Below are 13,022 nucleotides of genomic sequence, written 5' to 3' on the forward strand. Positions count from 1 at the left end.
ATTAAAAATTTGGGCTACGATAATGTGAATTGTATATTTAAATAACAAAATAGAAGACTTATGAATATAAATTTTGAATACGATAACGTATCGGCCAGTGAGCGTTTAGAAGAGCTTGCTACAGAAAAGATTAACAAATTAGTAAATAAGTATGATTTCATTGTAAGAGCAGATGTTTATTTTGAAGCAGAAAACACCTCTAACGATGAAACGGGTAGAAAAACTAAAATACAACTTAGTGCACCTGGCCCTCGTTTATATGCCGAAGAAAGCAAAGAAAAATTTGAAATTTCGTTAGCTGAAGTAATCAATCAACTAGATAGACAACTTCAAAAACGAAAAGCAAAAATGAAAACTCACTAAATATGGATAATATGGGAGTACTTGCGAGAGATGACAAACAATTTACATTGATTTATAGTAGCAATACTCGTGTGGGAAAACACACGTTGAGCTATTTACAAGGTATTGAAGATAAAGTGCATACGGTTGATATTTCAAAAGTAAAAGTACCTGGCACACAATGGGCCGAAGTAGCAGACGCAATGAACAAATCTATTGGTGATTTGGTTGATAAACGAATACTTGAAGATGATGGTACAGATACATCAAATTTTGATTCAGATGATTGGATTAAAATTCTTCAAAATAATGATGGAGTTTTAACACAACCCATAGCCATACATGGTAAAGAAACCCGCCAAATTGAAAATCCGCCAGATGTTATGAATTTCTTTGGTGTAGAATCTGCTGGTATTGAAAAAACCATGCATACCGAAGAACCTAACATAGAGCCAAAAACTGATGATGAAAATTTTAAATAAAGCAGTTACTAATTAAAAAAAGGGAGAAGAAATTAATCTTCTCCCTTTTTTTTGTTTTATAAAGAGGTACTTAGTTATCTGTTTTAACGTTGCCTAATGGCTGTACCTTTTCTTTCATTCTTACGTATAACTCAAATTGTACTTGAGATAAAATATTTCGCATTTCAGCAGATTCTTCTTCACCTAAGCTCAATAGTTTGTTTAATTTATTTCTGCCTTCATATTGCTGTCGTATTTGATCATACCTGGGCAAAAATTCTTCAACTTTCTTTTTAAATAAAAGTTCTTGCTTTGAGGTTAGGGCTAATTCTGCATTATAGGTTTCGGTTAATGCATCTGCACGTAACTCATAATCATCAGAATCTTTCTGTAAAAAAGGGTCTTGTGCCACTGCAGTGCTACCTATGAATAAAGCTAAAAGTATTACTATATGTTTCATAATTATAAATTTTTACTTTAAAGTAGTAAAAAAAGTATAGTCAGAATAGATTTTTAAAACACTTTAACGATTTCATTTTTAGAACTTAACGCTTTTTAATATTCTGAAACAGTATTCTTGCTAAGTTTTTTAAAATGTATAGTTTTGAATCCTAATGAAAAAAGAGCATTCACATTTCATATTATATAAACCTTACGGGTATTTAAGTCAGTTTATTAATAATGGTCCTAAGAAAAACTCAAAGCGATTGTTAGGTGAGCTATATTCATTCCCTAAAGAAACCATGGCAATTGGTAGACTAGATGAAGACTCTGAAGGACTTTTATTACTCACTACCAACGGAAAAGTAAGTTATGAAATCTGTAATGGTCCTGTGGAAAAAGAATATTATGCACAAGTTGATGGTATTGTTACAGATTCTGCTATTAAAATGCTACAAAAAGGAGTAGAAATAGGTATTAACGGAAAAAAATACCGTACCAAACCGTGTCAAGCTAAAATTTTATCGAGCATCCCTTCCTTACCTCCACGTGCTAAAAAGATAAGAGACAGCAGACATGGGCCTACCTCTTGGGTATCAATAACCCTTACCGAAGGTAAATACCGTCAAGTTAAAAAAATGACAGCAGCTGCAGGGTTTCCTACCCTTCGGTTGGTTAGAGTGCGTATAGGTGCTATTCACGTTAACAATATGGACGCAGGTGATGTAATTCCTGTTGAAACTCTAGCCTATTAACTGCTTGCAACCTATTTTTTTACCATAGGCAATTTAATCATAGAAGGATATTCTTTTGAATGGTGAATGTTATTATGAGCAACAACACCTTCTTTTTCATCGTAGTTATTTCCGCCTGTATTTAAGTTTCTGGCAAATCGTGGAAAATTACTACTTGATACTTCAATACGAATACGATGTCCTTTTTTAAAGAAATTACTAGTAGACATAGGAGTTAAATCAACTTTGTAAACAGCCCCTTCTTCCATAAAAACTTCTTTGTCATAGCCTTCTCTATATCGAACACGTTGTATGGTTTCGTCAAGGTTATAGGCACGACCATCAGGATATACATCAATCAATTTTATAGTTAAATCAGTGTCTTTTACATCTGAAGAAAGGTATAAAGTTGATTCTATAAAACCTGAAATCTCTACGCCTTCCTCCAATGGTTCAGAAGTATAAACAAGGATGTCTTCTCGAGTTTCCATCATTTGTTGGTCAAAAGCCCCTCCTTCTACTGCGTTACCTGTACAACATACATTTCCACCGTGAGAAGGAACCGGTTTCATAGGATCATATGTAAATGAATCTGGTTGATCCTTTTTTGAAGGCTTTTTATATTGTAAAACACCGTCACCCTTTAAGGTATTGGCATTTCCTTTACTTTCTAGATACATAGTTGTCATAGTAGTATTTTCAGGAGGCCACACTTCTGAGGCTTGCCATTCATTACTACCCATTGTATAATATTGTACTCTAGGTGTTTCTTCTTTAAAGTCGTTTTGCTCTCCTTTTAACCAAATGTCAAACCATTTGTAGATTTGCTCGTCATAATTTAATGTGGCATCTCCTACCGGACGTTCTCCAACTATTGTGTTTTCAGTTGCTCTAAAATACCCACAATGTAGTGTTGGAGCGATTATCAAGTATTGATTGTCTCTTATTTCTTTTGTTTTTCCGTTTTCTCGAACGTGATTGAATAAAGCTAAATTTGGGCTTATAGAAACATCATACCAAGACGTGAACCAAAAACTTGGTGCACCTATTTGCATGGTATCATGGTAAAGTCCGCCTTCATACCAAGCCGGATCGTTTGGTTTTCTTTTTACCATTTTGTCAAAAATTTCTTTTTTGCCATGAATGTTTTGTAAAATATCTTGAATTGGCAAATGAGCCAAAGCTTCAGACATATCTATTTTTGGGTTTTCAGGAGCTAAGTCATAAAACCTTGAAATTCTAATTAAATCTTCTTGTGTAGCATCTTTTGGTATTCTAGGTTTAAATTTATCTTGCTCAACACCATACAGCCAAGCAAAAAACAATAATTGCTCTGCTCCTCCTCTATACCAGTTTCCTTGTTCGTGGTATTCACCTACTGTACCAATTCCTGCGCCATAACCCATAGGTACTAATGCTGCGTGTGAAGGATGGTCTAAAGCTGAAACTGCCATTTGCCATTCAGCGGTAGAGGAGCAACCAATAGTTCCTATTTTTCCATTGGACCATTCTTGATTTTTCATCCATGTAAAGGCATCATAACCATCGGTAAGTGGTACTCCCAAAATATCCCATTCGCCTTCTGAAAAAAAGCGTCCTCGTTCATTTTGAACTACATAAGCATATCCTCGTTTAATTGCCTGTAATGCTGCTCGAGCTGTGCGAGCTGTTTTTTCACCATCACGCCAAGTATTAAAGTTATAGGGTGTACGTGAAAATATTATTGGTACTTTTTTATCTGTTTTGGGACGGTATATATCTGTAGCCAACCGAATACCGTCACGCATAGGCATCATAATTTTTTGGTCAATTACAGCAAGCTCTTCTAGTTGTTTAAAGACTTCTTCTTTATCTAAATCATCTTGTGATAAGCTAGTTATAGGACTAGCTACTACAAATAGAATAAGGAAGCAAAGTTTTAAAAAGGGATTTTTCATTCCAATGGTGTTTTTTAAGATGTGCATTAAAATTATAGGAAATATTGCTCTAGAAAGATAAAAACTTAAATTTTAACACCTTAATCATTCGCCTTAATTTTAAATTCTTGTTATAATTTGTTTATATGAAGTTAATTAGGCTGTTTTTTACATAAAGAACTTTTATCTTAAAAATAAAAAATTATGGAAAAGAATAAGAATACAAACCCGAGTAAGGATACAACCTATAATAGTGATGTAACCAAGCACGATTTAGAAATTTTGGCCCAAGATCATATACATGGTGATGGCGGTGATGATCAACAATTGAGAGAACGAGCTCGCAATATTGATTTTAGCGGTAGTAAGCTAGATGTCCCGGGTAGAACTAAAGCTGAAAAAAATACGACCGATTTAAAAGATGAAGAAAACAAACTTTACAGTCAAGGTAGTGATAGTAATGAAAACCTAGAACGTGACGATGCTTCAAAAGGTTAATTTATAAGAATCAAGACAAGAACTTTTTATTATTTATTTGAATGCCATAAAAATGAATCTTGTCTTGTTCTTTATTCATATAAGTCCTGAAAGTATCAGGACTTTTTTATTTATAAATCTTCTGCATTTGCTATCATTTCAGCTACATCCATTACAGCAACATCATCTTCTTTTTCTTTTCCTTTAACACCATCTGTCATCATGGTATTACAAAATGGGCAAGCAGCAGCTATGACTTTAGGTTGTGTTTCTAGAGCCTCTTCAGTACGTTCAATGTTTACATCTTTTTTACCTTCTTCAGGTTCCTTAAACATCTGTGCTCCGCCGGCTCCACAGCATAATCCTTTTGCTTTACAGCGTTTCATTTCAACTAGTTCTACTTCTAGTTTTTTCAGTAAATCGCGTGGTGCTTCATATTCACCATTGGCTCTACCTAAATAACAAGGGTCGTGAAAAGTTATTTTTTTTCCTTTAAATTTTCCGCCCTCAACTTTTAGTCTACCTTCATTTAAAAGCGATTTAAGAAATTGGGTGTGATGTACAACCTCGTAGTTTCCGCCTAATTCGGGATATTCATTTTTTATTGTATTAAAGCAGTGCGGACAAGCTGTAACAATTTTTTTTATTTCATATCCGTTTAAAACCTCAATATTGGTCATTGCTTGCATCTGAAATAAAAACTCATTACCGGCTCTTTTGGCAGGGTCTCCGGTACAGCTTTCTTCAGTTCCTAGTACAGCAAAATCTACTTTTGCATTATGTAACAGTTTAACAAATGCTTTGGTTATTTTTTTGGCACGATCGTCAAAGCTTCCGGCACAACCTACCCAAAATAATACTTCGGGTTTTTTGCCTTCAGCCATATACTCGGCCATTGTAGGTACTTTTATTGCTTCACTCATGCTGTGTTTTTTTTATTCTTTAAAAACTTGAATGGTAACTTTTTTATCAATCAAGTCTGTAAATTTTCCTTTATAACGTGTTGCTTTTACTAAGTGGTTGTCAATCCAATGGTAATTTCCGCCTCTTGGTTTTCCCATTAAAAGAGAATGGTATTTAAATCCATGTTTATCTAGCCAAGTTTCAGTTACTTCACGATGAGCTTCTGTACGAGAAGTAAAAAAACAAATAATATGGCCTTGATCATACCACTTATTTAAAGTTTTAAGAGCGTCTGGAAATGGTTCACAAGTTGCCATACGCTCAGGCTCTTCATTTGGTACGTCATCTGTAATGGTACCGTCAATATCTATTAAATAGTTCTTTATATCTTTAGGAAGTATAGGACTTACGTGTTCTCCTTTTTCAACTTTATCGTGCAATAATTTTTCAACTTCTTCTTTTTTCATAATCCCTATTTCCTTTTGGTTTTACAAAGTTACTATTTGTTTTTTCAACTGGCTAACTCTCTTAAAAAGCTGTTGATTTCCTTAAAATAATCGTCTGGTTGTTCTAACCATCCATAATGTGCACATTTATCAATATACACTAATTTTGAATTGTCTAATAATTTGTGTGTTGTTTTTGCAATTTCAGGATGTACTATATCTTGTTTACCTTGAATGATTAAAACCGGCTTTTTAAACTTTTTAAGTTCTTGTTTACAATCAAACTGAATTTGATGCATATTTTGCCAAACCAATCTATTAATTCTTCTATTACCTTGAGTTAATCGTTTTGCAATTTTCGGAACAAATTTTTCATTGTATACATATGCTGAAGCCAAAAACGTTCCTCTCTGTAATCTAGCTGTATACGTTGTATCACCTTGTTCTATTTTTCTATTCCAATATTGAAGAGAGTCTAAATCTGTTGCAGACAAACGTCCTGTAATATCAATTCTAGAAAGCAAACTTAAATCTACACCACCTGAAGCCGAAAGAATTAAACCATCAACTATATCGGGGTGTTTTGTGGTGTAATATGAAGCCAACATTCCGCCAAATGAATGACCCAAAACAACCCAAGAATCTATTTTTAAATGCTTACGAAGCACTTCTATATCTTCAACCATCAAATCGAGCGTTATGGTTTCAGAATTTATTTCTTTTAAAGTTGATTTACCCGTTCCGCGTTGGTCATAAATGATTGTTTGGTTTTCTTCTGAAAGAGATTCTGCTAACGAAATAAACCCTTCGCTGCTCATCCCAGGACCTCCATTAATAATAAGAATAGGATTCCCTTTTTCTGAATTAAATGTAGTGTAGCATAAAATTGTATCCTCACTTGTAATAACCTTTTCTGTTTGTGTAAAAGCAGAAAAGGTTATTAATGTTAATATGATAAGCAAGTAATTTGTTTTCATTATGTGGAATGAAAAATAAATGTTTGACTATGCCTCGTTTTTCCAGTTTAAGCGGTCCATTTGATTATATGGCCACGGAGCACCATTGTTTTCAATGTTGGTCATAGCAATATTTAATTCATTAGGAGCAGCAGATTGTTCCATAACTAGGTATTGACGCATATCCATAATAATTGACAGCGGATCAATACTTACGGGACAAGCTTCAACACAAGCATTACACGTAGTACAAGCCCATAACTCTTCACGTTGAATGTAATCGTCTAGTAATTGCTTTCCGTCTGGTTCAAATTTGCCATTTTTAGAAATGTTTTTTCCAACTTCTTCAATACGGTCTCGAGTATCCATCATAATTTTACGAGGAGAGAGTTTTTTACCGGTTTGATTGGCTGGGCATTCACTGGTACAACGACCGCACTCTGTACACGTGTAGGCATTTAATAATTGAATTCGGCTTAAATCCATTACGTCACTAGCACCAAACTTTGCGGGTTCTTCTTCTGCATCACCTTCTGCCGGTGCAGCAAATGGATCGGCATTAGGATCCATCATAAGCTTTACTTCATTGGTTACAGACTCTAGGTTTTTAAACTTTCCTTTTGGTACAACTTTTCCGTAGTACACATTTGGAAAGGCCAATATAATATGAAGGTGTTTTGAAAAATAAAGATAATTTAGAAACGCTAAAATACCGAGTATGTGTAACCACCAAGCGGTGCGTTCTATTGCGATAAGTGTTCCTTCAGAAAAACCATCAAATAAAGGGCTAATCAAACTGCTTATAGGAAATGATCCTGCCTCAACATAATGTGCAGCTCCCATTTGTTGTAACTGTAGATCTGCTGCATTCATGGTAAGAAATAGAATCATCAATACCATTTCAATATAAAGGATGTAATTTCCATCATTTTTTGGCCAACCTTTCATCTCTCTAGCCCAAAAACGTTTTATTTTTTGAATATTTCTACGAGTCCAAAAAACAATTACACCAATTAATACTAATAACGCTAAAATTTCAAAAGAAGCAATAAGAAAATCATACACAGGACCTAAAAACGAAAGAACTCGATGGGTACCAAATATACCGTCAATAATAATTTCTATTACTTCAATATTGATTATTATAAACCCTATGTAAACAAAAAGGTGCATAATACCTGCAACGGGTCTTACAACCATTTTTGATTGTCCTAGAGCAATGCGTATTACATTATTCCAGCGTTGCTTTTTGTGATCTGAAGCATCAACTTCTTGTCCTAGTTTAACATTTCTGATTACTTTTCTAATGTTAAAGGTAAAGTAACCAATTCCGGCAGCTAAAAGAAGTGTAAAAAGTATGTTTGGTAAATATTCCATCATTATTTGTTAGGATCTTCAGGTTTTTCATAATCTTTAGGCTTTTTTCCGAAAAGAGAAAAATGCACATATCGTTTCGGATTTAGTTTTAAATCCTGTAATAATTCTTCCAATTGGCGAGAAGCGCCTTCAAGATTATTGTAGAGCGATTCATCTTTTAAAAGTTTACCAATACTTCCATTTCCATCTTCAACTCGAGTAACTACGTTATTGAGTTTTGAGGTTACTTCTTCTAGATCTCTTACCATTTGACCGGTTTCAATTTGTGCAAGTGAATCTGAAAGTTTTGCAAAATTTTCTGTTGTTACATCAAGGTTTGCAAAGGTTCTATTTAATTTTTCTTTATTTTCACCTAATAGGTTATCTACGTTTGCGGTAATACCTTTAAATGAAGCCGAAGCATCACGAAGAGAAGCAATGGCTCCTTGAAGGTTGTTGCGAGTATCTTCATCAACTATTGCATTAAAACTAATAAGTAACGTATCAAGGTTTGCTAGCGTTCCGTTTACTTTTTCTTCAAGCGGCCCTAGTCGTTCTGTAACAGCATCTAGCATTCCTTTTTCAATTTCACCTTTTAGAGTGTCTTGTGATTTGGCAAGGTTGTTTGGATCATATTCAGGAAAAATACCTAAAGACTTCCCTCCTATTAATCCACTGCTATAAATACGTACTAAACTATTTTTTGAAAAATCAAAGTCATTTTCTACTGTAAACTCTACTACCAATCCGCCGGATTGATTGGCAAAATCTATGTTTTGAACCTTACCTACTTTTAACCCGTTAATGGTTACAGGAGCAGATTTTGAAAGGCCTTCAACATTGTCATACTTTACATAAAAGACGCGATGTTTTTCAAGTAAGTTGCTTCCTTTTAGGTAGCTGTAGCCAAATATAAATAGTAAAATGGCTCCTATAGCAAGGATTCCGGTTTTAACTTCTCTGGATAATCTCAATGGATAGAATTTAGGTTTCAAACAAATTTAGAAATAAATATAGAAAAAAGAGTTATTTCTGTTGTGTTTTTAATACTTCAGAGAGTTTGTGTTTTTTTCCATCTTTAAAAGCAACAATGTAGCAGGAAGCATAACCTTTTTCTTTGGCAAAGGTTTTCATAAGCTCTATTTTGTTATAATCTGAAGTTTCACCATAGTAATATTTATAAAGCCCGTTTTCTTTACTCCTTGTTATTTCTTTAAGTCCTTTAAAGTTTTCGGGTTTGGTGCTCAATTTTTTACTACTAGCAGCCAGTTGTACCTTAAAGGTATAATCTGAATAAATTTTCTCTTCTGTAGAATCTATGGCTTTGTCTATTTCTTCTTGGGTGATTTCAGGGTTTTTTGCTTTACTTGTAGCCAACCCTAAATTTTTATGATATGATAAAACTCCTTCAGCAATAGCATTTGCTATTTCTTTTTGTCCTCTTGTTGAGTTTAAGTAAGCTCCTTCTTTATCATTGGTTAAAAAACCTGTTTCAACCAATACACTAGGCATGTAGCTTTGATGAAGTACAATAAAACCGGCTTGTTTTACACTTCGGTCTTTTCGTTTTAATTTATTTGTAAAATTATTTTGTATCAATCCGGCTAGCATAATGCTTTGGTCTAAATATTCTTCTTGCATAAGCGTAAGACCTATAAAAGACTCAGGTGCATTAGGGTCATACCCTGCATAATTTTCTTGGTAATTATCTTCCAGAAAAATTACCTCATTTTCTTTTTTGGCAACCTCTAGGTTTCTTTGGTTGGCGTGTAAACCCAACACAAATGTTTCGGTACCAAATGCTTGAGAATTGTGAGCATTACAGTGCACCGAGACAAATAAATCTGCGTCTGCCTCGTTTGCAATTGCACCACGCTTATATAGATCTACAAACTTATCTGTTTTACGCGTGTAGATTACTTTAATATTGGGTTGTTTTTCTAGAATACTGCCTACTTCTAGCACTATTTTTAAAGCAATATCTTTTTCTTTATAACCGTTACCTACATTTCCACTATCGTGACCACCGTGGCCGGCATCAAGTACAACCACAAAGGGTTTTACGGGTGTTGTTTCATTTTTTGAAAAGGAAAAACTAATAGCTATAGCAATAAGAAGTACTAAAAAAGGTATGTGTTTCGTTTTCATATGGGTAGAACGGAGTAAACTCATTGATATTTTAAATATTGAATTTTTAAAAAACAAAGCCAAAAAATATGCTTAATTTTGAACTTTCAAAAACTAAGCCAAATCTACAAAAAATAGCATCGTAGCATTGCAAACACATAGGCAAAATTTCATTCTTATACTTCTTCTACTGTTGTGTAGCATGGCAATGCACTCTCAAGATATTCCTCCCAAAGACTCTGTTGAAATACCTTTAGAAACTGAAAAAGATTCTCTCAAGCCTAGTATAATAAACGTTACTGAAGAGGTAAATGAAATTGTAAATGACACCGTTAAGACAGATTCTGTACAGCCCAAAAAAGAACTTTTAACAGATGTTGTTGATTATTACGGAGAGGATTATGTGTATATAAACCGAAAAGAAAAAAAGGTCTATATGTACAACCAGGCTTATATTGTTTATGGAAACATGCGCATTGATGCCGGCTACATTATTCTAGATTACAATAAAAATGAGGTCTACGCAAAAGGAATTGATAGCGCCGGAACATACACACAAAAACCTGTTTTTGTTCAAGCTCAAAATGAAGTAAAACCAGATTCTATACGGTTTAACTTTGATAGTGAAAAAGCATTGGTTTATAATTCTAGAACAGAACAGAACGGCTTTAACGTTATCGCTGAAGTTACCAAAAAGGTAAATGATTCTGTTGTATTTCTTCGGAATGTGAAATTTACCACCTCAAAAAATATAGATGATCCTGAATATTATTTTTACACCCGTAAAGCTAAATTTGTTCCTAAGAAAAAAATTGTAACCGGATTGACCAATATGTACATTGCAGATGTACCTACACCAGTTGGGTTGCCTTTTGCCTTTTTTCCTTTAACCGAAGACCGTGCATCAGGATTTATAATTCCTACTATTGGAGAACAAAGCAGACGTGGTTTCTTTTTTCAAAATGGAGGGTATTATTTTGCAGTTAATGACTACCTAGATCTCACGCTTTTAGGTGACTACTATACTAATGGAAGTTATGGCTTACGAGGGGAATCATCATATGCTCTACGATACCGTTTTAGGGGTAATATAAGCGTACGGTATGAAAACCTTATTGATAGTGAACGAGGGTTTCCCAATTTTAACCAAAGTTCGGTTTACAACATTAGATGGAATCATACACAAGATGCCAAGGCTAATCCTAGTTCTAGGTTTTCAGCGTCTGTTAACTTAGGTAGTAGTCGCTATTTTAGGCAGTCTGTAAACCAAACCAATAATGCTAGTGCTTTGGTAAATACTTTGAGTTCATCAGTATCGTATAGTAAGACTTTTGAAGGAGATCCTCAAGTTAATGTATCACTTGCCGGAACCCACTCACAAAACACCAATACACAAACTATTAATATGTCGTTGCCAAATGTGACGGCTAGTGTATCTAGGGTTTTTCCTTTTGCCCCAAAAACCGGAACAAAAAAAGGAATTATAGACAATATTAACCTTCAATATGATGTGGCTGCAGAAAATAGAATTCAAACCACAGATTCATTGTTTTTTAAACCTGAAATGTTTGATAATGCACAAATTGGAGCTAGACACTCTGTACCTATTAGCACTAATTTTAAAATATTAAATTATTTAAGTGCAACAGCAAGTACAAACCTTCAAGAAACCTGGACAGCAAAAACCTTTAATCAACGCTATGATGCAACTGTAAATGATGGTGACGGAGGTGTTGTGAGAGATACAATTTCTGGGTTTGACAGGTATTTTACTTACAATTTTTCAACAAGTTTAGGAACTACAGTTTACGGTACATTTAACTTCGGAAAAGATAAAAAAATTCAAGCTTTACGGCATGTAATGCGTCCATCTATTAGTTACAACGTCAATCCTTCTTTTGATCAATATTATGAAAATTATACTATTCCTAGTGCAGATCCTGAAGTAAACGCCGAAGTAGTAGAATATTCACGGTTTGAAAACACATTGTACGGAGCGCCAAATAAAACCTATTCTAGTAATATTGGTATTTCATTAAGTAATACACTCGAAGCAAAAGTACGAGATAAAGACTCTTTGGCTACTGAACCTAAGAAGGTTAAATTATTAAACAACCTTAACTTTTCAACCGCTTATAACTTGGCCGGAGATTCATTACAGTGGAGTCCTCTACGATTTAGCGGAAGCATCCCGGTTGTAGATAAATTGGATTTCAATTTTAACGGAAGTTTAGATCCGTATGCTTTAAATAACAGCAACGAAAAAATTGATAAATTCAATATTGATAATGGAGGAAGTTTATTTAGACTTACAAATGCTAATATTAGTATTAACTATTCCTTCTCTAGTAAAGACCTAGAAGTAGATTCAGAAAATAAAGACCGTCTAGAAAATGAAACTTTCAGAAATGGTGGTCGCCCAGATGATTTATTTGGAGACGTACGAGATATTGATGACAATAGGCTTTATAAAGATGATGATGAAGATGAAAGCAATCAAAATAGAGCTTGGTATAATTATGATATTCCGTGGGACTTTAGGTTAGCCTATACCATGACATATTCTAACAATAGACGACAAAACGAAATCTCATCCCAATCTTTAATGTTTAGCTCCAATCTTGAGTTATCACCTAGATGGACAGTTGGTGTGTCTTCAGGATATGATTTTAAAAATAAAGGTATCACGTTAACACAGTTTCGTTTTCAGAGAGATTTAGAAAGCTGGCAAATGAGTTTTAATTGGACACCTATTGGTAGTGTTAATACATCTTGGTACTTTTTTATTGGGATAAAATCTTCGGTATTAAGTGATATTAAATACGATAAACGTAGAGAACCAGATCAACAACTATAAATTTTA

The 13,022-nt window shown here is 34.1% G+C and carries 13 protein-coding genes; 5 read left to right on the forward strand and 8 right to left on the reverse strand.

Annotation, left to right across the window (positions count from 1 at the left end):
- The first annotated feature begins 60 nt into the window (after nucleotides 1-60).
- Nucleotides 61-363: a ribosome hibernation-promoting factor, HPF/YfiA family gene (gene hpf / locus INR76_RS11015; protein ID WP_223108022.1), complete on the forward strand. Its 303-nt coding sequence runs from the start codon at nucleotides 61-63 to the stop codon at nucleotides 361-363.
- A gap of 2 nt (nucleotides 364-365) precedes the next feature.
- Nucleotides 366-824, forward strand: a complete 459-nt coding sequence (locus INR76_RS11020; RefSeq protein ID WP_223108023.1) for an arsenate reductase family protein — start codon at nucleotides 366-368, stop codon at nucleotides 822-824.
- Nucleotides 825-894: 70 nt separating this feature from the next.
- On the opposite strand, the gene INR76_RS11025 is transcribed toward INR76_RS11020, so the two are convergent.
- Nucleotides 895-1,263, reverse strand: a complete 369-nt coding sequence (locus INR76_RS11025) for a hypothetical protein (RefSeq protein ID WP_223108024.1) — start codon at nucleotides 1,261-1,263, stop codon at nucleotides 895-897.
- Nucleotides 1,264-1,417: 154 nt separating this feature from the next.
- Between INR76_RS11025 and INR76_RS11030 the strand changes: the two genes are divergently transcribed.
- Nucleotides 1,418-1,999: a pseudouridine synthase gene (locus INR76_RS11030; RefSeq protein WP_223108025.1), complete on the forward strand. Its 582-nt coding sequence runs from the start codon at nucleotides 1,418-1,420 to the stop codon at nucleotides 1,997-1,999.
- Between the two features lie 11 nt (nucleotides 2,000-2,010).
- Here INR76_RS11030 and INR76_RS11035 read toward each other — a convergent pair whose 3' ends face one another.
- Nucleotides 2,011-3,915, reverse strand: coding sequence for a CocE/NonD family hydrolase (locus INR76_RS11035; protein ID WP_223108026.1), 1,905 nt, complete (start codon nucleotides 3,913-3,915; stop codon nucleotides 2,011-2,013).
- A gap of 183 nt (nucleotides 3,916-4,098) precedes the next feature.
- Here INR76_RS11035 and INR76_RS11040 point away from each other — a divergent pair, with 183 nt between their 5' ends.
- Nucleotides 4,099-4,392 carry a hypothetical protein gene (locus INR76_RS11040; RefSeq protein ID WP_223108027.1) on the forward strand — a complete coding sequence of 98 codons (294 nt, stop codon included), beginning with the start codon at nucleotides 4,099-4,101 and terminating at the stop codon, nucleotides 4,390-4,392.
- Between the two features lie 110 nt (nucleotides 4,393-4,502).
- Here the strand turns inward: INR76_RS11040 and INR76_RS11045 are convergent, their stop codons facing one another.
- From INR76_RS11045 to INR76_RS11070, 6 genes are read right to left on the reverse strand one after another with little or no spacing between them, the layout of a single operon-like run.
- On the reverse strand, nucleotides 4,503-5,294 hold the full coding sequence (locus INR76_RS11045; RefSeq protein WP_223108028.1) for a (Fe-S)-binding protein: 792 nt from the start codon (nucleotides 5,292-5,294) through the stop codon (nucleotides 4,503-4,505).
- A gap of 12 nt (nucleotides 5,295-5,306) precedes the next feature.
- Nucleotides 5,307-5,741, reverse strand: coding sequence for a phosphoheptose isomerase (locus INR76_RS11050; protein ID WP_223108029.1), 435 nt, complete (start codon nucleotides 5,739-5,741; stop codon nucleotides 5,307-5,309).
- A gap of 44 nt (nucleotides 5,742-5,785) precedes the next feature.
- Nucleotides 5,786-6,697 (reverse strand): alpha/beta fold hydrolase, encoded by a 912-nt coding sequence (locus INR76_RS11055; RefSeq protein ID WP_223108030.1) that lies wholly within the window; start codon nucleotides 6,695-6,697, stop codon nucleotides 5,786-5,788.
- A gap of 27 nt (nucleotides 6,698-6,724) precedes the next feature.
- Nucleotides 6,725-8,053, reverse strand: coding sequence for a (Fe-S)-binding protein (locus tag INR76_RS11060; RefSeq protein ID WP_223110009.1), 1,329 nt, complete (start codon nucleotides 8,051-8,053; stop codon nucleotides 6,725-6,727).
- A gap of 2 nt (nucleotides 8,054-8,055) precedes the next feature.
- The gene (locus tag INR76_RS11065) at nucleotides 8,056-9,006 is read right to left on the reverse strand and encodes an MlaD family protein (RefSeq protein WP_223108031.1); all 951 of its coding nucleotides are present in this window, start codon (nucleotides 9,004-9,006) and stop codon (nucleotides 8,056-8,058) included.
- A gap of 52 nt (nucleotides 9,007-9,058) precedes the next feature.
- Complete coding sequence (locus tag INR76_RS11070) at nucleotides 9,059-10,180, reverse strand: N-acetylmuramoyl-L-alanine amidase (protein ID WP_223108032.1); 1,122 nt, start codon at nucleotides 10,178-10,180, stop codon at nucleotides 9,059-9,061.
- Nucleotides 10,181-10,361: 181 nt separating this feature from the next.
- On the opposite strand from INR76_RS11070, the gene INR76_RS11075 reads away from it, so the two are divergent.
- Nucleotides 10,362-13,016, forward strand: coding sequence for a putative LPS assembly protein LptD (locus INR76_RS11075; RefSeq protein ID WP_223108033.1), 2,655 nt, complete (start codon nucleotides 10,362-10,364; stop codon nucleotides 13,014-13,016).
- Nucleotides 13,017-13,022: the final 6 nt, after the last annotated feature.

The organism is Marixanthomonas sp. SCSIO 43207, from assembly GCF_019904255.1.
GTDB lineage: Bacteria > Bacteroidota > Bacteroidia > Flavobacteriales > Flavobacteriaceae > Marixanthomonas.